The organism is Streptomyces sp. RLA012 (assembly GCF_056270325.1).
Genome location: NZ_JBWDPA010000002.1, coordinates 689,321 through 706,514, shown reverse-complemented (window position 1 = coordinate 706,514; position 17,194 = coordinate 689,321). Strand labels below are relative to the sequence as shown.

Below are 17,194 nucleotides of genomic sequence, written 5' to 3'. Positions count from 1 at the left end.
ACCCGGGGCCAACTGGGAGAAGAGGTCCGCTGGGGTCGTTTCCCGCGGCTGCCTGACTGCGTCGTCCGACACCATGGAGCGCTCATGAAAGGAATGGCCGCGGCGACAGAGTCGGCGGTTTCCGCCATGCCGCTCGCTGCTGCAAGTGGCTGTCCCAGCCGGACGATCTCGTCCGCCTGCGCCAGGCCCACATCTGGAGCGCTGTCAGCGGGCATCCCCGTATACGTCGGCTCGGCCGCACCCGGCAGCGCGGCCGCCGCCACTGGCACGGCCACGGTGCACTTCAGCAAGCTCGGCCCCATCCTGGATGACGCCAAGGGGCGGACGCTCTACCTCCCCGAGGCCGCAAAGTCGACTACGCCGACCCGCGGCGGAGCATGCGCGTTTGCCTGGCCGCCGCCGCTCACCTCCGGCACGCCCAAGGCGGCCCCGTATGCCAGGAGCAACCTGATCAGTACCTCGAAACGCTCCAACGGCATCACTCAAGTGACCTACACCGGGCACCCGCTGCACTGCTTCGCGAGTGACACGACGGCCGGTGACACCACCGGCCAGGAAACCAGCGCGTCCGGGGCCACAGTGGTACGTCGTCAACGCATCCGGCAGCAGGGTCGAACCCGATTGATCGGGGACCGATGACCGGGCACACGGGCGCGCGGGCGCGACGGCCCGCACGAACGGTGGCGGGCTTTTTGGCTGCCTTGCTGCCGGTCGCGGTCGCGGTGGGGGTGTATGCGTTCGGCCGCACGCACACACCCGACTACACCAGCGGCCTGTTCGGGCAGCACGGCGTCGGCGTCTACGACCTCAAGGCGCGCCTGGGTAGCGCTCTGATGGCACTCGCGGTCGTCCAACTGCTGCTCGGGCTGTGGATGTACCGGCGCCTACCGGGAGCGGGGGCCGCGCCGCACCGAGTGCACCCCACACACCGGCTCATCGGCCTCCTTGCCTTTCTGCTCTCGCTGCCCATCTCCTACCACTGCATCACCGCCTACGGAGTTGAGTTCACGAGCAGCCGAGTAGCGGTGCACTCCATCACGGGCTGCGTCCTGTACGGCGCGTTCGTCGCCAAGGTGCTGGTAGTACGCAGCCGCCGACTGCCCGGTTGGGCGCTTCCGGCCGCCGGCGGCGTCCTGGTCACCGCCATCGCACTGATGTGGTACACAGCCGCCTTGTGGTTCTTCACCGGCTCCGCTCCCGGCTTCTGATGAAGCGGCAGCTCACGGTGCAGGAGTTCCGTCACAAGCTCGCCCGGGACGTCTGCCACGGCAGGCGCGGGCAGATCATGCAGGCGTACCGCGAGGGGCAGGAGGACCAGCTCGATGCGCTCGACCTGGTCCTGAACGCCGCGGTGCTATGGACGACCCGCTACCTGGATGCCGCTGTCACCGCTTTGCGGGCGCTGCCCGCCGACCAGCGCCAGCAAGAGGTCCAGTACGAGGACATCGCCCGCCTGTCTCCCCTCAAGCACGCGAACCTCAACTGCCCGGGCCGCTACAGCTTCCGCGCCACCATCCCGGCTGACGGGGATTTGCGCCCGCTGCGCGACCCCGCTGCTCCGGACGAGGGCGACGATCAACGGTGAGACAGAGTACGGCGGGCAACACCTGCCTCGGCGTGCCTGTCAGCCTCGCGCGCACTGCAGCGTGATCACATAGGGCATGGCATCGTCCTGGACTGGTAGACGGGTACGCCTACGCGCTATCGAGCCCGACGACTGGACAGCGTTCACGCGCTTCGCCGACGATGACGGGCGGCGAGGGAGCCGACTGGATCTACCGCGGTCCGCCGAGAGCTACTGTGCCTGGGCGAAGGAGCAGGCCGTTGCCCAGTGCGATGACGACCGCTTCCGGTTGGCAGTCGAAACGACGGCCAGGGGAGAGCTGGTTGGCACAGTCGGCTCACATCGCACCGGCCCTCGTTCAGGCTGGTTCGAGTTTGATGTCACGATCGGCGCCGACCACCGGCGCAAGGGCTACGCGGCAGAAGCCGTAGTGCTGCTGATGATGTGAAGCTCCCCCTGTGACCTGGACAGCCTGATACTGGGACGGAAGGTCCCGGAGGAAGCAGTCACAGGTAGTGAGTAAGAAGAGCAATACGAGCAAGCGGTACACGGCGGAGTTCAAGCGGGATGCCGTCGCGCTGGCGTTGTCGTCGGACAAGACGGTCACCGAGGTCGCCCGGGACCTGGGGGTGAGTCCGGAGGGTCTGCGTGGCTGGGTGAAGCAGGCCAAGGTCGATCGGGGCGAGGGGCCTGCCGGGGCTCTGACCAGCGCCGAGCGGGAAGAACTCGCCCAGCTGCGGCGCAAGGTCCGCGAGCTGGAAAAGACGGTCGACATCCCTGGAAAAGCGACCGCCTTCTTCGCGCAGGACAAGATGAGGTAGACACCGCCGCGCGGTGCCGCTTCATCGACGCGGAGAAGGCATCTGACAGCCATCTTGCAGGTCACAGCGTGGCGCTGCTGTGCCGTGCACTGGGAGTGCCGCGCTCTACCTACTACGCGCACCACGCGGCCGCGTCGGCGCGGCGGGCCGCACGGCGCGAGGAGGAGCGCCTCGTGGACGAGATCCGAGTGCTCCACGCCGGGTCGCGCGGCGCCTACGGAGCCCCGCGGATTCACGCCGCCCTGCGGCGGGCCGGGCGGGCGGTGAACCCGAAGAAGGTCGAGCGGCTGATGCGCAAGCACCGGATCGTCGGGATCACCCGTCGTCGGCGTCGGGGCCTGACCCGGCAGGCGAAGCGGGCGGTGTTCGCCGCCGACCTGATCGGCCGGGACTTCACCGCACCCCGCCCCGGGATGCGGCTGGTTGGTGACATGACCGAACTCGTCACCCTGGAAGGGAAGTTGTATCTGGCGACCTGCATCGATCTCGCGACGCGGGAGGTGATCGGCTGGGCGATGGCCGGCCACCACCGCGCCGAGCTGCCGGTCGCCGCCCTGCGGATGGCGGCCGGACGCGGTGGCCTGGAGGACGACTGCATCATGCACACCGACCGCGGCAGCGAATACACAAGTGACGAATTCCGAGCCGAGATACGTCAGTTGCACATGAGGCAGTCGATGGGACGTGTCGGCTCTTGTTACGATAATGCTGCTGCGGAAAGCTGGTTCGCCGTCCTCAAAGCGGAGATCGGTACCACCGTCTGGGAAACCCGCGAGGCTGCCCGGGCCGACGTCTTCCGCTACATCGAGATCGAGTACAACCGCAGCCGACTCCGCAGGCATCCCGAGTACGGGTACGTCACCCCGCTCGAAACGAGAACCTTGCTCCGGCAGGACCTCACCCCCGCAGCGTAAACACCCGCTGTCCAGGCCCCGGGGGGAACTTCAGATGCGCTTCATGTTTGCCGAGCGGCGGTATCACAAATGCCTAGGAGCGATCTTCGCCCACAACGAGGCATCGCTGGCACTTACCCGTCGGCTCGGCTTCACCGAGGAGGGGCGCTTGCGGGAACACGTCTTCTTCGCCGGCCGGCACCACGAACTCGTCATGATGGGCATGCTCGCCAACGAGTTCGACCAGCGACACGCGATGAGCGAACCATGAGCTGGGCATCCAAGCGTGTGCGGAACGGCACTCGAACTTGATCATCGTTCGCTGTTCGCTGTTCGCTGTTCGCTGTTCGCTGTTCGCTGTTCGCTGTTCGCTGTTCGCGGGCGGAGGCGGCCTGTCATTGCAAGCAGGACTGCCTTCAGCTGCGCAAGGTGGCACGCAGGCGCAAGCCGACCGTTGCGAGACCTACGAAGGTGGTGACCTGGTAGCTGGGTTCCGGTCCGGGCGGCTCGCTCAAGTGGTAGCGGCGGGCGGTCTGCGCAGTCAGGAGCGTCAGCATCGCCATGGCCAGAGCGGCTCCCTCGCAGCCATGGGGCCCGGTACCGAAGGAGAGGAAGACCCCGGGTTTCGCCGGCGAGCCCGAATCATCGAGCCAGCGCTCGGGCTGGAACCGGTCCGGCTCGGAGTGTTCCCGTGCGTCGCGGTGGGCGGTGTAGGGGCAGACGAGAACGGTGGACCCGGCGTCGATGGTGTAGTCGGCGAGCTGAGTCTGTCGCGTGGCGCGCCGGGTCAGTAGCCAGCTCGGGGGGTGCAGTCGGAGCACCTCGCGTACCAGTGCCTGGGTGTATTGCAGGCTGTCGAGGTGGGCGCTGGTCGTCGCGGCCGGGTCCGCGGGCAGCAAGTCGGCTTCGGCCGCGACGCGGCCCGCTGCCTGGGGATGCCGGGCCAGGTGGAGCAGGATCCATCCGGCTGCTCGGGAAGGTGCCTCGAAGGTGGCGACGGTGATTCCGGGAAGAGTGTCGAGGATGGCCTCTTCCGGCAGCAGGCCGTAGCGGGAGGAGGGCCGGAGCATCTGTCCCAGCATGTCGTCACCGAGCCGGCCCGATGAACGGCGCCGGCGGATGATGGGCCGCAAAGCGTTGGTGAAGGCGACTTGCTGCCGTGTGCGGAACCGCCGTGCGGGTGTGGGGATCCAGCGCGGCCATATCCAGCGCGAGGGGCTTACGAGCACCTCCCGGGCCAGGAAGAGCTGTGAGGCAAAGGGCAGCAGGGTGGGAGCGTCTTCGGAGAAGAGGTAGCGCACGCCGATCTCTGCCAGGGCGTGCCGGACCGGGGGCAGAATCTCGACGTCCTGGCCCGTGGGCCACTGGTCAGCAAATCGAGCGGTCAGGGGCGCAATCTCACCGATCCGGGCTGCAACCGCCTGCGGGCGCAGCCCGCGCATGCGGGCGGCGTGAGCGTGGGCACGCTCCTCAGGCGTCGGTGCTCCGCTCGACCCCTTCAACGGCGGGAAGAGAGGCGAGGATGCCTTGGGGAAGTCCTGCGCGCGGTGCAGGACTGCTTCACACGGCCCGGCCGTTGCGGCCACGTAGACACCCGGCTCCAGCTGCCAGACGTCCCCGCACTCGTCAGCGCCACGGCGCGCCAATGCCAGCCGGTCGCGGCTCCAGGCCGCGAAGCTGGCTTCGGGCAACCGCGGCGGCTCATTCATTCGGCCCATGAGATCGTCCCTGACTCTGGTACCTGTCCAGGCCGATACCGTCGGCAGCGTGGCTGGGAGCCGACGGGCGCCCGGGGCGCCCGTCGGCAGTGCGGTCAGACCCGGTCGTCGCCGGCGTACCCGTCCCATTCGTGTTCCCCGTACGCACCGTAGTGGCGGGTGAAGGACAGTTTGCCGAGCAGTTTGGCGATCATGATGCACTCCTCTCGCCTGTCTGAGACCTCTCAGCCGAGGGCTCAGCCAAGAGGTTCCCGGCAGCATCAAATGCCACGCATACCATATTTCCACACATGCCATATATGTCATATTCGGAGCGTCAGTCGCACGCATGGATACCTGGTCGCGAGAACCTTCGGCAACGGGTGCAGCAGCCACCGAGCCCGTAATTCAGCCCGACGCCGGTCGATCCGTGCAGGATCTTGACCGGCACGCGGGATGGCAGGAGGGCTCTCCGACCGTCATCGGCCCGATGCGGTTCCCGCTCATGATGGCTTCCGGTCGGTGTGTCCTCAGCCGACGCAGCAGGAGAGCTTGGCGACGTCCGCGGTGAAGGTCTGGGCGGCGAGCTTCAGGACCTTGGCCATGGTCAGATACGGCGCCCAGGTGTGGGCGAGCTGGTCGACGGTGAGCCCCGCGGTGATGGCATAGGTGGCCGCGGTGCTCAGGTCACCGGCGCCGCCGCGTTCATGATCTCCGGCAACTCGGTGGCGATCGGGGACAGCAGCAGCGCGGTGACCGTGGCCGACAGGCCGAGCATCGGGCCGATCGCGTTCAGCTGCTTCACGAACAGCTGCGAGGCGAAGAAGATCACCACCAGGGTCACCAGGGTTTGCGCGACTACCGCCCAGGTGGCCGGGGAGACGGCCTCGGGCTGGAACTTCAGCGGCTCCAGCTCCGGACCCTCGTCGTCGCCCCCCGTCGTCCCCGTCGTCGCCACCGCGGAACTCTCGCCAGAAGTAGACGGCGTAGGCGGCGAAGAACAGCAGGCCGAGCACGGGTTTGAACGCGAACGCGACCAGGCCGAGCGCCACCACAGTCTCCGGGGGCTGGCCGTGCCGCCGCCCCTTGCCTTCTTGAGATCCCTGCGCGTCAATGAGGCAAGTATCTGACGTCGTATCAGTAGCAATCAACCTTGACCGGATGGGACGACCGATGAGGCGTACGACGCCGAAGTTACGCGCCGCCACGACCGCCGCCGCCTCGGCGGCACTGCTCGCCGGCGTCGTGGCGCTGGCACCCTCGGCAACTGCTGTGTCACCGACCACCGCCACGGCCGAATACAGCTGCGGTACCTGGGGCAGCACGACCTTGACCCTCACCGCCACCCAGAACGGCACGACCCGCGACGATCACGCTCACCTCACCGGACGTGCTCATTCCGATTGCGCTCCCGGCGGACACCGTGAACGCCGCGCTGCGGCTCGAAAAGAACGGCGGACCGGCTACGACCCTCTTCGCGGGCCAGACCAACCCGGCGGGTCCCCTGACCAGGTTGGGCCCGCTCGTCGGCACCGTGGCCCCGGGCGACAGCCTGGACTCCAACCTGGGCGGGGACTCGCTGAACTTTGTGGTCTTCGGTGTGAGCGGGCGGTGTGTTGCGGTGACCAAGCAGTCGCCGGGCCCGTTTGTCTTCGACTGACGCGCCCGGGCGGGCAGGGACGTGGAGGCCGCGGGCGGTACGTCACCTATTCACCCCGCATCGGTCGAGGGGGGCTGAGGCAGGCTGCTGGCTCAGCCCCCTGAGGGTGCGTCGGGTTACCGCGTGAGGAAGGCGGTGAGAGCAGCAGTTCCGGCGCCGCCGCTCAGCAGCGCGGTCAGGGCGGCGGGCGAGACGTAGAGCTTGGGTTCGAAGTAGCGCCCGATACGCAGGTGGAGTGCGTGGCGGTCGCTGTCTGTGTCCGTGCCCGCAGCGGACGGATCGGGAGGGGCAGTGGCGGGCAGGTCGAGGGTCATGGCTGGGTTCTCGGGTGGTGTAGGCCCGGTGGTGGGGCATTGCCCGGGCGGTGTCTGGCGAGTGAAGACCAGCGCTCGGTGGGCTCCGGCCAGAAGGCCACCGGGTGCTGGGAGCGTCAGCAAGCACGGGCTGCATGGCGGGGGCAACTTCCTGTTGTACGCGCAGTATTGGCCCCGGGAACCGAGGGTTTGGGGCGTACGTTTGTAGTGCCGCGGCGCCTCGCCCCAGGTTGGGCAAAACGGTTCACTGCTGGGCTAATCGCCGCATGAGCGTCCAACAGTGCGTCAATCCCGGGTACATGCGCCCGGTATCGAACGAGTGGTGCCCTGCCGCTGGTCGACCGCTGTCCGTGTGGCCGGGATCGCCCTGTCCGCCAGGGGGATCGGCCGCCGATCCCTCCTTCTCTGGCCGGAGCGGGGAACGGCGGCTTTCGCCAGACATGGCAGCCGCACCTGTGCCCCCTGCCCACCGAACGCACCGCGCGCAGGTCACGGGCACACCGGCATGCAGAGACGTTCGAGGGTAGGCCCCATCCGGTGATCAAGGTCCCAGAAGCAGTAAGAACTCCCCTCTGACGAACCGACACGGAATCGGGCCTCGAAGTCAACCCCCGAAGGATTTCCGGAGTCGACCACTGAGGAGGACGGCATGTCCTCCGGCGCCGTGACCGGTGTGATCGTCGTCGTCCTGCTCGTTCTCGGCGGCGGCGTGTGGTGGCTGGTCAAGCGTCGGGCTGCCTCGTCCGAGAGCTGACGTTCACCGCCGTTGCCCTGGGGCGGGAATGCCTCAGGGCAACGCCCCGCACGTTGCCGCGAACGCTTTTGTGCCGACCGGCGTCACAGTGGTGACCGACACCGAGGAGTCACCATGACCACCGGACGTTCCCGTCCTCGTTACGTGTCCACCGCCGCGCTGGTCGGGGCACTGATGTGCGCAGCCACCGCCTGCGGCTCCTCGACGTCCTCAGGATCCGCCGAGGCGAGCGAGCCGAAGACCACCTGGGAAGAGCCCGTCTCGTACGCCTACACGCTGACGTCGACCACCCAGGTTCTGGCGGGGACCTTCCGGGTGAAGGTCCGGGACGGCAGAGTGACGGAGGCGGTCGGGGGCGACGCGGACAGTCGGCGTCAGGTGCAGGAGCTGCCTGGTGAAGTGCCCACCATCGGCGAGCTGTTGAGGAGACTCAAGAAGGCCCGAAGCGAAGACGCGGACACAGCGGAGGTGGATTACGCGGCCGACGGGCGCCCGGTGCGGATCTCTCTGGACTGGGACAAGAACGCCATCGACGACGAAGCCCTGTACGTCATCAGCTCTTACGAACCGAACCCCGGATAGTGCGGCAGGGCCGTTTCAAAGGCACGTTGGCCGTGCAGGTGTGCTGGTCGCGGCGGTGTGACGATGCGCTGCTGGGGCGCTACGAACGCAACGAAGCTCCCGTTGAGAGGGGTGACCTTGCCAAGTCGCCCTGTTCAACCGGAGCTTCGATGTGCCGTCAGTCTGCCACTGTTTGTCTGGTCAAGTCGCCGCTGCGCGAGTACGTGTCCGCCGGCACACTGGCCGGGCGCCTGGCGGGCCTGGCTGATGCGCGCCGTCGCCGCGGGCGGCGTCACCCGTTCGTGAGCGTGCTGCTGATCGCCGCGTCCGCCGTCCTGGCCGGGGCGCGTTCGTACGCGGCGATCGGCCAGTGGGCACGCAGCGCGCCGCAGGACACCCTGGCGCGCCTCGATGCCCGGGTCGCCGGCGTGCTCCAGGTCCGTGTCCCGCCGAGCACGGCCACGATCCGCCGGATCATCGCCCTGACTGCCCGGGCGGCCTCGCAGACCTGACCGGCGCCGATCCGGCCGGCACCGCCACAATGGCCGTGGACAGCAAGAGCGCCCGGGGCTCACGCCGGGGAGACGTTACCGCAGCTCATCTGCTGGCCGCGATGACCGGCGACGGGCAGACCGTCACCCAACTGCGGGTGCCGCGCAGGACTAACGAGATCACCTGCTTCGCCGCGCTGCTGGCGCCGTTCGATCTGACCGGTGTCACGGCGACCGCCGACGCCTTGCACACCCAGCGTGACCACGCGCGGTTCCTCGTCGAGGACAAGCAGACCCACTACCTGCTGATCGTCAAGGCCAACCAACCCGGACTGCACCAGCAGTTGCGCTCGCTGCCCTGGAAGGACGCCACCGCCCGGCGCTACGACCGCGAGCGGGGCCACGGCCGTAAAGACCCGCGCGACCCGGGTACTCACCATCACCGGCCTGATGCTGGACTTCCGGCACGCGGTCCAGGCCGCCCGCATCACCCGCCGCCGCACCGACCTCAAAACCGGCAGACGCACCCGCCAGGCGCACCCGCCAGACCGTCTACGCCCTCACCGACCTGACCACACGACAGGCATCGCCGCAGATCATCGGGCGACTCGCACGAGCCCAGTGGGTCATCGAGAACCGGCTGCACTTCGTGCGGGACACCGCCTTCCGTGAGGATGCCTCGAAGATCCGCACCGGCCGAGGACCGGAGAACATGGCCACCCTGCGCAACCTCGCGATCAACGTGCTCCGACACAACGGCCACACCAACATCGCCGCCGGCCTCCGCCGCACCTCCTGCAACCCCTTCACCAGGGCGCTCGACCTGCTCGGCATCGCCTGACCTGCACGATCACACCGCAATCCGACTCTGAAACGACCCTGTCGTGATGACCCTCCAGGTGAGCCGCGTCATACGTTCGGCCCGGTTTACCGCATCCTGGTAGTCCGTGTCGTCGTACCAGCCACGATCGGTTATGAGAACTCCCCAGCCGGCGCTTGGAACGTAGGCATCTGCCCCGGAGGCTGCGTCGCCGGCATGATCGGCCGGACACGGCTTAGTGACCCCGGCTGGGGCAACCCGGGCCGCCGTCGCAGTGGTACCCGTGTGGCCCCATCATGTGCGTGTGCCCACCTCGCGGCGGACTGTATTGCGGCGAGGGCAAAGGTCGCGGCGAGGGCAACGGTCGCTGCGGGGACTCCGGACGGCGTCCGTGCCTGACGGCATTCCGGATCTCCGGGACAATCAACCGGAGGTGTAGCTGCGCGAGTACGTCCCTGGCGGCGCCCACCACCGCAGCGCCCACCCCCATCGTCGATGAGGAGCCGAAGATCGGTCCGGCCTCCGGAAGATCTGTGTCACGGATCTCGCAGCTCACCTGGTGCGGGTTGAGCCCCAGCACGTCACAGGCGATCTGGGTGAGGACCGTCACGATGCCCGTGCTGATGTCCTGAGTGCCCGACTGGACCACTGCCCGGCGGTCGGCGCGCAGGCGCACCTGCGCGCTGGACGCGAACCGAATCGTGCCCATCGCGCAATCGGCCATTCCCTGGCCCACCAGCCACGGTCCGTCGCGCTCGGGTGCGCTCGGACGCCGACGCCATCCGAACACGCGGGCGCCTTCCTCGTAGCACTCGCGTCGTTTCTTCGACGGCCAGGGCCGTCTGGCCCGGGACTACGAGACGAAACCGGAGAACAGCGAGGCGATGGTGGGGTGGTCGATGGTCACACGGATGAGCAGGCGTCTGGCACGGCCACGGGCAGCCGACCGGCACTGAACGCCCCCGACGCCTCCAGGAGGAGCCACCCGCGATCCGTCAGGCGTCTGGCCTTCGACCGCACCCCCTCGACCTTCGCCGGCGTCGTCCCAAGGCCCAGTTCCACCGCGATCCCCTTGGCTCGTAGCGGACCGTGACCCACTGATCGCTGCTGTTCCGGCACGCCCAGAACCCGCTGATGGTCCGGCGCCAGAGCCGTCACCGGCGGCACGTCCCGCCAGGGCGACACCGTCGAGCCCGGCACCGGCGCGAGCGAGGGCGCCGCTTCCTTCTCCGCCTCGGTCACGGCAGTGGTCTCGGCCGCAGAGACTGCCAGGCCTCGATCAGCTCCTCCCGCGCGGTCACCCGCCGGTCCAGCTCGATCTCGGCGGCCTCCACCACCTCGGCCGGCCGCGCGACTTCCTCTCGCAGCCCCTCCACCCGCACACGGGCAGCCGCCTCCCGTGCCTCCAGCATTCCCAGCATCGACGCCACCGAGCACCCCTCGCCCACGAAGCGGACACAAGGCGCCACATGCCTCCCACACCCCGAGCGGAACCACGCCTGACCAGCAAGAATCAAACGATCAAGTTCGGTTGAGATACGGCTTCTGAATACCTGATCGGCAAGATCAGGATCTACGGCCGGAGCGTCAGGTCGATGGGCGCGCCTGGAGCAGGCAGCGTTCGAGCCGCTGTAGAAAGCCGTCAAAGGCCTCGTCTTCGGGCCAGGTCTCGTACGCGGTGTTGATGGCGGCCAGGGCAATGTTCAGCTGCAAGGTCACCGTCAACTGGTCGGACTGGGGGGAACGAGAAGACACCCACTCCCTGAGGTCGGCGAAGAACTGCTCGCCGAAGCTCTGGGCGGTCTGGGCGAAGGCCGGCGACTCCGCTTTGAGGCGGCGTTGCAGCGGCATGCGGTCGCGCAGGCTTGTGCACCAACCTGTCAGGATCGCAGTCAGCGCGTCCCACAACGGTTCGTTCGCCGGGCGTTCGCGCATCGCCTCCTGCCAGCCTCGCCGCTCCTCGGGGTCCGGGTCGAGGACCGCGGCCTCCTTGCTGGCGAAGTAGTTGAAGAAGGTGGCGCGCGATACATTCGCTGCGGCAGCGATCTGCTCGACCGTCGTCGCGTCGTAGCCCTGTTCCGCGAGCAGCCCCAGCGCGGCGTTCCGGACGGCGCGCCAGGTCGCGAGCTTCTTGCGTTCCCGCAGGTTCATGGTTGTTCGTTCCCTCCCTTCAGGTCATCGTACGTCCCAGCGGCTCAATTTCTGGACGAGTCCCTTTCTGGACGAGTCTCTTTTTGGACGAGTCTAGGTTTTGGGTTACGGTGGTGACAGACCCGGAAGGAGAAGTCATGAACAAGGTCTGGTTCATCACTGGCACGTCCCGCGGTATCGGCCGCGCGTTTGCCGAGTCCGCCCTGGAGCGCGGCGACAAGGTCGCCGCGACCGCCCGAGACACCGCCACCCTGGACGACCTGGTCGTCAAGTACGGCGACGCGATCCTGCCGCTGCTGCTCGATGTCACCGACAAGGCCGCCGTCGACAGCGCTGTGGCGGCCGCGCACGAGCAGTTCGGTCATCTCGACGTCGTGGTGAACAACGCCGGCTACGGTCTGTTCGGCACGATCGAGGAGACCTCCCAGGAGCAGGCGCGCGCGCAGATGGAGACGAACTTCTTCGGTGCGCTGTGGGTGACACAGGCCGTCCTGCCGATCCTGCGCGCTCAGGGCAGCGGCCACATCATCCAGATCTCGTCGGTCGGCGGCATCGCTGCGTTCCCGACCATCGGCGTGTACAACGCGTCCAAGTGGGCGCTTGAGGCGCTGAGCGAGTCCCTCTCGCACGAGCTCACCATCGCCGGCACAGGCATCAGGATCACGATCGTGGAGCCGGGTGGCTTCACCACCGACTGGGCCGGCTCGTCCGCAAAGCACGCCGAGCGGATCCCCGCGTACGACACGGTCCGTGAGACCATCGCGACTCAGATGGGTGACGCCAGCTACGCCGACCCGAGCGACGCGGGCGCCGCCCTGCTGCAGATCGTCGACGCGGAGAACCCGCCGCTGCGGGTGTTCTTCGGCACGGACGGCCTCGAGATCGCCAAGAACCTCTACGCCGACCGCCTGAAGACCTGGGACGACTGGGCGCACGTCTCCCAGCGGGCACAGGGCGTTCAGCAGTAACCCCCCGATTCTGTAGGCGAGTTCTGGCCCCACCTACGGGCTTGGGTTCTAGAGGTGGTCGCAACACCTGACCCTGAGGGGTGTTGCAATGACCAAGCCGCGGCGGAAGCCCAAGAAGCCCGGACCTGCTTCGCTCGCAGACTGGCGTGATCAATACCTTCGGCTCGTGGCGCAGGGAATGAGCAACTCGGCGGCTGCCGCGAGGTAGGGATCAACCGCAGCAAGACGGGGAACCGATGGCAGTACGGACGGAAGGCCGTCGATCGGTCAGGACGCGAGCACGTCTACCCGCCCATCACAGACGAGCGGGACACCAGCTCGGTCTCGCCGCGGTACTTGTCTGAGGACGAGCGGATCGTCATCGCCGACCTGCTGCGGGCCAAGAAGTCCCTGCGCGTGATCGCCCGCGAGCTCGGCCGGGCCCGGCCGCGATCAACCGCGAGGTACGTCGCAACCACGACCCACGCACCGGCAGGTACCACCCGTTCCAGGCCCAGCGCCGGGCCGCCGTGCGCCGCGCCCGATCCAAGGAAGGCAAGATACGGCGCGACCCGGAACTGAAGGAGTTCATCCAGCAGCACCTCGACCGGCGCTGGAGTCCGGAGCAGATCAGCCAGGTTCTGCGCTGTGCCGTCCCGGACGAGCCAGACCGCCACCTGACTGACGCGGCCGACCGCATCGCCATAGGTGAAACATTGATCACCTGTCTCGCCGACGGTTTCGGCGCACACAACCCGGACAGCATGATGCCGGGAGTGGACTGGGCGGCTCACCCCGGCTCTCTTGAAGACGGCCAACTCGTCCTCACGTTCGGGTCGTTCCTTATTCGGACTGGGGGCCGGAAGATTCTTGTGGACCTCGCCCTGGGCGACATGGATGCGGACATTCCCGGCCTCGCCCATGTGAAGGGCGGAAGGCTCCTGGAGAGCCTCGTCGCGGAAGGCCTGAGCCCCGACGACATCGACATGGTGGTCTACACCCACCTGCACCTCGACCACATCGGCTGGACCAGCGACGTCGCACCGGCTCCGAACGGGCCCGAGAAGAAGGCGCCGAGCAGGCTCACCTTCGCCTGGGCACGGCATCTCATGGCGGAGGCCGAGTGACAGTACTGGACCACCGAGGCGGTCGGCGACATGGCGGCCCGGACGCCGAGGTCACGATCAAGTCACTCGAAGGGGTGATCGAGTTCATCCGGGGCGGCGACATCATCGCACCCGGCGTCACCGTCGAGGACACCTCAGGCCACACCCCCGGACACCTGGCTGTCGTCGTCCGCGACCCGTCCGGCGCCGACACCGAAGCGGTGTTCATCGCGGGAGACATCTTCCACGCACCGGTAGAGATCGCCGACCCGATGTGTGCGTTCTCCTCGGACGTCGACCCGGACCAGGCCCGAGCCGTGCGCGACCGTGTGCTCCAGAGGCCGGACACGGTGATCGCCGCCGGACACTTCACCAACGGCGTCTTCGGCCGCGTCACACCATCGGCCAGCGCCTACACCTGGACCCCTGTCGGCCACGCGCTGGCTTCTGGCTGACCGCACCTGTCGCGCCAGGTGTCATCACCGCTACCGTGCTGCGTGACGCGCTCATCGGGTACCGCGAGCTCGTGGGGACCAACTCTTCACTGTTCGGATCAGCACTCGGCCTCTGCAGCATCCTCCCTGTCCGGGCCAAAGGCTTCGTCGATCCGGACCATTTACGGGCCGGCAACTGACCACTCACCTCGATCACCGCTGTTCTTGCCGGTCAACCGAGTACCTACCGTGCGCCGCCAACAGACCAAGAATCTGCGGACAGGCTTCTGCCGCGCCCGCGGTAATCACTTGACGTAGCTACAGCAATGTCTCAGATGGAGCGGCTTCCCTCGTCGCCATCGCTGACGGCATGGGCGATGTACCCCTGAAAGACGCTGAAAGACTCATCGGCGCAGGCCAGAGGTTTGGCATGGGTGGGATGGTCTTGGCCCGGCTTGTCCCACCAACGTGTGCCCGCGCCGCAGGCAATGACAGCGTCGGGCACGTGCCTGGTGGCGACGCCGCCACTGGGACCAGTCCACCGCGTGGTCGAGGCATGAAGAATGGCGGCGGGGTTCAGCTGCCGTGGCAGACAACGAATTTCGGCTGGTGTGAGGTCCACGAGGTCTGGTTTGTCGGCCTCGACACCTTTTTCGCGCCCCTGCACGGCCATCGCCGCGAGGAACGTGTCGGCAAGCATGGCCAGGAGATGTGCCGTTACCAGCTCACGTAGCGACGGACCTCGTACTGGCAACAACGCAGGAGAGCTGCGCGTCTCCCAGACCGCGATGCCCAGTTCGCCCACCTGAACGCCACCGCCAGGGTTCGGCATAACCGATCGACATCCTGATCGTGATGGCGTTGGCTGGCCGGCATGCCAGAACTGCGTACCGATCGTCTCCTGCTCCGTCGGTGGCGGGAGTCCGACCTCGAACCGTGGGCGGCGATGAACGCCGATCCCGAAGTCCGAGAACACCTGGGGGAACTGCTGACGCGGGAGCAGAGCGATGCCGCGGTGACACTCATGCAGGCCGAGTTCGACGAGCGAGGTTTTGGGTGGTGGGCGCTCGAAGCACGGGAGACTGGTGAGTTCATCGGCCGCGTCGGCCTGGACGAGGTGGATGAGGACATGCCGTTCGCGGGGGTGGATATCGGGTGGCGGTTGATGCGTTCGGCGTGGGGGCACGGTTACGCCACCGAGGCCGCCCTGGCCTGCCTGGCCTTCGGTTTCGAGTCCCTCGGGCTGCCGGAGGTCGTTGCATCGACGACCGTCAACAACCTTCGTTCCCAGGGAGTGATGCGCCGGATCGGCATGACCCGCGACCCGGCCGACGACTTCAAGGATCCGAGCGTGCCCGAGGGGCCGCTTCGCCAGTGTGTGCTGTACCGGACCTCCCGCAAGATGCCCACGGGTTACACCACGCGGCGGGACACGACCGCCATCAGCCCACTGCACTCAAAACACGTCCCTGACCAGCAGGAATAGTTAGCCGCTGCTGGAGTCCTCATGCCGCACACGGACGACGAGCTTGCCGGTGGCGCGGTCGTGCTCCATGTCGTCGTGGGCCTGCGGCACCTGCTCCAGGCCGTCGTAGACGCGGTCCACGGGGAAGGTCAGCCGGCCGGCCGCGACCGCGTGGAGGATTTCCTGGAAGGCTTCCCTGGGCAGGTCGGCGGCGTCGCCGAAGTAGCCCGCCAGGCGCACACCCCTCGGCAGGTACTCGTTGGGGGAGAAGTCCCGCACCGTCCACTGGTTGGAGAGACTGCCGCCGAAGCAGGCCGTGCCGTGCACGCGCACCGCGCGCAGAGTGTCGGGCAGGGTCGGCGTGCCGACGAGATCAAGGGCGGCGTCGACGCCGCCCGGGTACAGCTCACGCACGGCGGGTGCGACCTCGCCGGTGTCGAGCAGAGGGTGGTCGACGCCGTGCTCCTTCAGCAGAGCGAGGCGGTCGGTCCGCCGGGTGGTGGACAGCACCGTGGCGCCGCGCCATGCGGCCAGCGCGGCGGCTGCCAGGCCCACCGAGGAGGTGCCGCCGCGGATCAGTACGGACTGACCGGGCTTCAGGTCCAGGCCGATGGTGAGCGAGCCGTAGGCGGTCTGCACCATCTCCGGCAGGGCGCCCAGCACCTCCCAGCGCAGGTCGGTGTCGACAGGGATGACCTGGGAGAGCGGCACCGACGTGTACTCGGCATAGCCGCCGTCGTAGGTGCGCCCCATGTCCCCCATCATCGCGACGACCTTCTGCCCGGGAGCCAGCCCGCTGCCGGCCGGGGCCGCGTCGACGGTGCCGACGGCCTCGATACCCGGCACCCGGGGAAAGATGACGCCCTGGCTCACTCCCAGCCGAAGCTTCAGCTCCGAGCGGTTGAGGCCGAACGCCTCGACGCGGATGCGCACCCAGCCGTCCCTCTCGGGCGGGAGTGGGAGCGTGGTCAGCCTCAGGTTGTCCACGGGGCCGGGGACGGAGAGCCGGACGGCGCGCATAGTGGTCGGCGAGGACGTCATGGGCCTGCCTTCTTCCCGAAGGGAGGAGAGTCGGTCGGCCATGCTCAACACGCAGCCGCTGCGGCTTCATTCCCGACTCGCCCCGGTCTTCCGCCTGTTGAGATTCACCCCCGACCATGTCCTTGCCGACCGCTCCTGCTCCTCCCGCCCCGCCCTCGCTCACCTGCGGCGCCGCCGAATCCCGCACACCATCCCGGAAAAGCGCGACCAGGCCGGGCACCGGCTGCGGCGCGGTTCCGCCGGCGGACACCCACAGGGCTTCGACCGGGAGCGGTACAAGGTCCGCCACCGCATCGAATGCCGGATCGGGTTACAGATCAGCACCCACAACCGCTCATGATCGCTCACGGACCACGCATGACGTGAGACATCCTCTCGGTCCAAATGGCGTGCCGGTATCGGTGGCTCGTACGGTCGGGGGCCGGGCGCGCCCGGACTCGTGCGGTGCCGCGGTGTGAGCGTCCGGCGAGCAGCC

Annotated in this window: 26 protein-coding genes and 2 pseudogenes; 18 read left to right on the top strand and 10 right to left on the bottom strand. The window is 67.9% G+C overall.

The features are described 5' to 3' along the window. Positions 1-84 precede the first annotated feature (84 nt). The 7 genes and pseudogenes from RV986_RS03580 to RV986_RS03550 all read left to right on the top strand — a co-directional run bounded on the left by RV986_RS03580 (position 85) and on the right by RV986_RS03550 (position 3,549). The gene (locus RV986_RS03580) at positions 85-639 is read left to right on the top strand and encodes a COG4315 family predicted lipoprotein (RefSeq protein ID WP_475915978.1); all 555 of its coding nucleotides are present in this window, start codon (positions 85-87) and stop codon (positions 637-639) included. Continuing rightward, complete coding sequence (locus RV986_RS03575; RefSeq protein WP_475915977.1) at positions 636-1,208, top strand: DUF6529 family protein; 573 nt, start codon at positions 636-638, stop codon at positions 1,206-1,208. Before RV986_RS03580 ends, RV986_RS03575 begins: the two co-directional genes overlap by 4 nt. Then, a pseudogene (locus tag RV986_RS03570) lies at positions 1,199-1,585 on the top strand (Tn3 family transposase); the annotation flags it as partial. The gene RV986_RS03575 and the pseudogene RV986_RS03570, both read left to right, overlap by 10 nt. A gap of 76 nt (positions 1,586-1,661) precedes the next feature. Next, positions 1,662-2,012 (top strand): GNAT family N-acetyltransferase, encoded by a 351-nt coding sequence (locus tag RV986_RS03565; RefSeq protein WP_475915976.1) that lies wholly within the window; start codon positions 1,662-1,664, stop codon positions 2,010-2,012. Between the two features lie 67 nt (positions 2,013-2,079). Continuing rightward, positions 2,080-2,385 (top strand): transposase, encoded by a 306-nt coding sequence (locus RV986_RS03560; RefSeq protein WP_475915975.1) that lies wholly within the window; start codon positions 2,080-2,082, stop codon positions 2,383-2,385. Positions 2,386-2,408: 23 nt separating this feature from the next. Next, positions 2,409-3,299, top strand: coding sequence for an IS3 family transposase (locus tag RV986_RS03555; protein WP_475924140.1), 891 nt, complete (start codon positions 2,409-2,411; stop codon positions 3,297-3,299). A 34-nt stretch (positions 3,300-3,333) separates the two neighbouring features. After that, positions 3,334-3,549 carry a GNAT family N-acetyltransferase gene (locus RV986_RS03550; RefSeq protein WP_475915974.1) on the top strand — a complete coding sequence of 72 codons (216 nt, stop codon included), beginning with the start codon at positions 3,334-3,336 and terminating at the stop codon, positions 3,547-3,549. A gap of 145 nt (positions 3,550-3,694) precedes the next feature. Here the strand turns inward: RV986_RS03550 and RV986_RS03545 are convergent, their stop codons facing one another. From RV986_RS03545 to RV986_RS03535, 3 genes and pseudogenes are all read right to left on the bottom strand, one after another. Beyond that, positions 3,695-4,720, bottom strand: a complete 1,026-nt coding sequence (locus RV986_RS03545) for a cytochrome P450 (RefSeq protein WP_475915973.1) — start codon at positions 4,718-4,720, stop codon at positions 3,695-3,697. A 785-nt stretch (positions 4,721-5,505) separates the two neighbouring features. Then, positions 5,506-5,673 (bottom strand): annotated as a pseudogene (locus RV986_RS03540) (mercury(II) reductase); the annotation flags it as partial. After that, on the bottom strand, positions 5,658-5,780 hold the full coding sequence (locus RV986_RS03535; protein ID WP_475924172.1) for a hypothetical protein: 123 nt from the start codon (positions 5,778-5,780) through the stop codon (positions 5,658-5,660). The gene RV986_RS03535 and the pseudogene RV986_RS03540, both read right to left, overlap by 16 nt. A 585-nt stretch (positions 5,781-6,365) precedes the next feature. Between RV986_RS03535 and RV986_RS03530 the strand changes: the two genes are divergently transcribed. Continuing rightward, positions 6,366-6,635 carry a hypothetical protein gene (locus RV986_RS03530; RefSeq protein WP_475915972.1) on the top strand — a complete coding sequence of 90 codons (270 nt, stop codon included), beginning with the start codon at positions 6,366-6,368 and terminating at the stop codon, positions 6,633-6,635. Positions 6,636-6,751: 116 nt separating this feature from the next. On the opposite strand, the gene RV986_RS03525 is transcribed toward RV986_RS03530, so the two are convergent. Then, positions 6,752-6,949, bottom strand: a complete 198-nt coding sequence (locus RV986_RS03525) for a hypothetical protein (RefSeq protein ID WP_475915971.1) — start codon at positions 6,947-6,949, stop codon at positions 6,752-6,754. Positions 6,950-7,817: 868 nt separating this feature from the next. Here RV986_RS03525 and RV986_RS03520 point away from each other — a divergent pair. The 4 genes from RV986_RS03520 to RV986_RS03505 all read left to right on the top strand — a co-directional run bounded on the left by RV986_RS03520 (position 7,818) and on the right by RV986_RS03505 (position 9,596). Continuing rightward, positions 7,818-8,285 carry a DUF6174 domain-containing protein gene (locus RV986_RS03520; RefSeq protein ID WP_475915970.1) on the top strand — a complete coding sequence of 156 codons (468 nt, stop codon included), beginning with the start codon at positions 7,818-7,820 and terminating at the stop codon, positions 8,283-8,285. 149 nt (positions 8,286-8,434) lie between these two features. Then, on the top strand, positions 8,435-8,776 hold the full coding sequence (locus RV986_RS03515) for a transposase family protein (RefSeq protein ID WP_475915969.1): 342 nt from the start codon (positions 8,435-8,437) through the stop codon (positions 8,774-8,776). Positions 8,777-8,811: 35 nt separating this feature from the next. Next, the gene (locus RV986_RS03510) at positions 8,812-9,327 is read left to right on the top strand and encodes a transposase (protein ID WP_475915968.1); all 516 of its coding nucleotides are present in this window, start codon (positions 8,812-8,814) and stop codon (positions 9,325-9,327) included. Continuing rightward, entirely contained in the window at positions 9,324-9,596 is a 273-nt protein-coding gene (locus tag RV986_RS03505; RefSeq protein ID WP_475924171.1) for a transposase, read from the top strand. Before RV986_RS03510 ends, RV986_RS03505 begins: the two co-directional genes overlap by 4 nt. Positions 9,597-9,810: 214 nt before the next feature. On the opposite strand, the gene RV986_RS03500 is transcribed toward RV986_RS03505, so the two are convergent. From RV986_RS03500 to RV986_RS03485, 4 genes are all read right to left on the bottom strand, one after another. Then, positions 9,811-10,365, bottom strand: coding sequence for a molybdopterin cofactor-binding domain-containing protein (locus RV986_RS03500; RefSeq protein WP_475915967.1), 555 nt, complete (start codon positions 10,363-10,365; stop codon positions 9,811-9,813). A 113-nt stretch (positions 10,366-10,478) separates the two neighbouring features. Then, complete coding sequence (locus tag RV986_RS03495) at positions 10,479-10,817, bottom strand: hypothetical protein (protein ID WP_475915966.1); 339 nt, start codon at positions 10,815-10,817, stop codon at positions 10,479-10,481. Beyond that, positions 10,814-11,005: a hypothetical protein gene (locus tag RV986_RS03490; protein ID WP_475915965.1), complete on the bottom strand. Its 192-nt coding sequence runs from the start codon at positions 11,003-11,005 to the stop codon at positions 10,814-10,816. Before RV986_RS03490 ends, RV986_RS03495 begins: the two co-directional genes overlap by 4 nt. Before the next feature lie 157 nt (positions 11,006-11,162). Beyond that, positions 11,163-11,726, bottom strand: coding sequence for a TetR/AcrR family transcriptional regulator (locus RV986_RS03485; RefSeq protein ID WP_475915964.1), 564 nt, complete (start codon positions 11,724-11,726; stop codon positions 11,163-11,165). Between the two features lie 137 nt (positions 11,727-11,863). Here RV986_RS03485 and RV986_RS03480 point away from each other — a divergent pair, with 137 nt between their 5' ends. The 4 genes from RV986_RS03480 (at position 11,864) to RV986_RS03465 (ending at position 14,234) form a co-directional block, all read left to right on the top strand. Beyond that, positions 11,864-12,694: an SDR family oxidoreductase gene (locus RV986_RS03480; protein ID WP_475915963.1), complete on the top strand. Its 831-nt coding sequence runs from the start codon at positions 11,864-11,866 to the stop codon at positions 12,692-12,694. Positions 12,695-13,030: 336 nt separating this feature from the next. Continuing rightward, positions 13,031-13,255, top strand: a complete 225-nt coding sequence (locus RV986_RS03475; RefSeq protein ID WP_475915962.1) for a helix-turn-helix domain-containing protein — start codon at positions 13,031-13,033, stop codon at positions 13,253-13,255. Positions 13,256-13,437: 182 nt separating this feature from the next. Beyond that, positions 13,438-13,800, top strand: a complete 363-nt coding sequence (locus RV986_RS03470; RefSeq protein ID WP_475924170.1) for an MBL fold metallo-hydrolase — start codon at positions 13,438-13,440, stop codon at positions 13,798-13,800. Next, positions 13,797-14,234 (top strand): MBL fold metallo-hydrolase, encoded by a 438-nt coding sequence (locus tag RV986_RS03465; protein WP_475915961.1) that lies wholly within the window; start codon positions 13,797-13,799, stop codon positions 14,232-14,234. The genes RV986_RS03470 and RV986_RS03465 overlap by 4 nt, the downstream gene beginning before the upstream one ends. 310 nt (positions 14,235-14,544) lie before the next feature. Here the strand turns inward: RV986_RS03465 and RV986_RS03460 are convergent, their stop codons facing one another. Beyond that, on the bottom strand, positions 14,545-15,018 hold the full coding sequence (locus RV986_RS03460) for a hypothetical protein (RefSeq protein ID WP_475915960.1): 474 nt from the start codon (positions 15,016-15,018) through the stop codon (positions 14,545-14,547). 69 nt (positions 15,019-15,087) lie between these two features. On the opposite strand from RV986_RS03460, the gene RV986_RS03455 reads away from it, so the two are divergent. Then, a complete protein-coding gene (locus RV986_RS03455; RefSeq protein ID WP_475915959.1) occupies positions 15,088-15,699 on the top strand; it encodes a GNAT family N-acetyltransferase in 612 nt (203 codons plus the stop codon). On the opposite strand, the gene RV986_RS03450 is transcribed toward RV986_RS03455, so the two are convergent. Further along, positions 15,700-16,719, bottom strand: a complete 1,020-nt coding sequence (locus RV986_RS03450) for a zinc-binding dehydrogenase (RefSeq protein ID WP_475915958.1) — start codon at positions 16,717-16,719, stop codon at positions 15,700-15,702. 40 nt (positions 16,720-16,759) lie between these two features. On the opposite strand from RV986_RS03450, the gene RV986_RS03445 reads away from it, so the two are divergent. After that, positions 16,760-17,059, top strand: a complete 300-nt coding sequence (locus RV986_RS03445) for a hypothetical protein (RefSeq protein WP_475915957.1) — start codon at positions 16,760-16,762, stop codon at positions 17,057-17,059. Positions 17,060-17,194 lie beyond the last annotated feature (135 nt).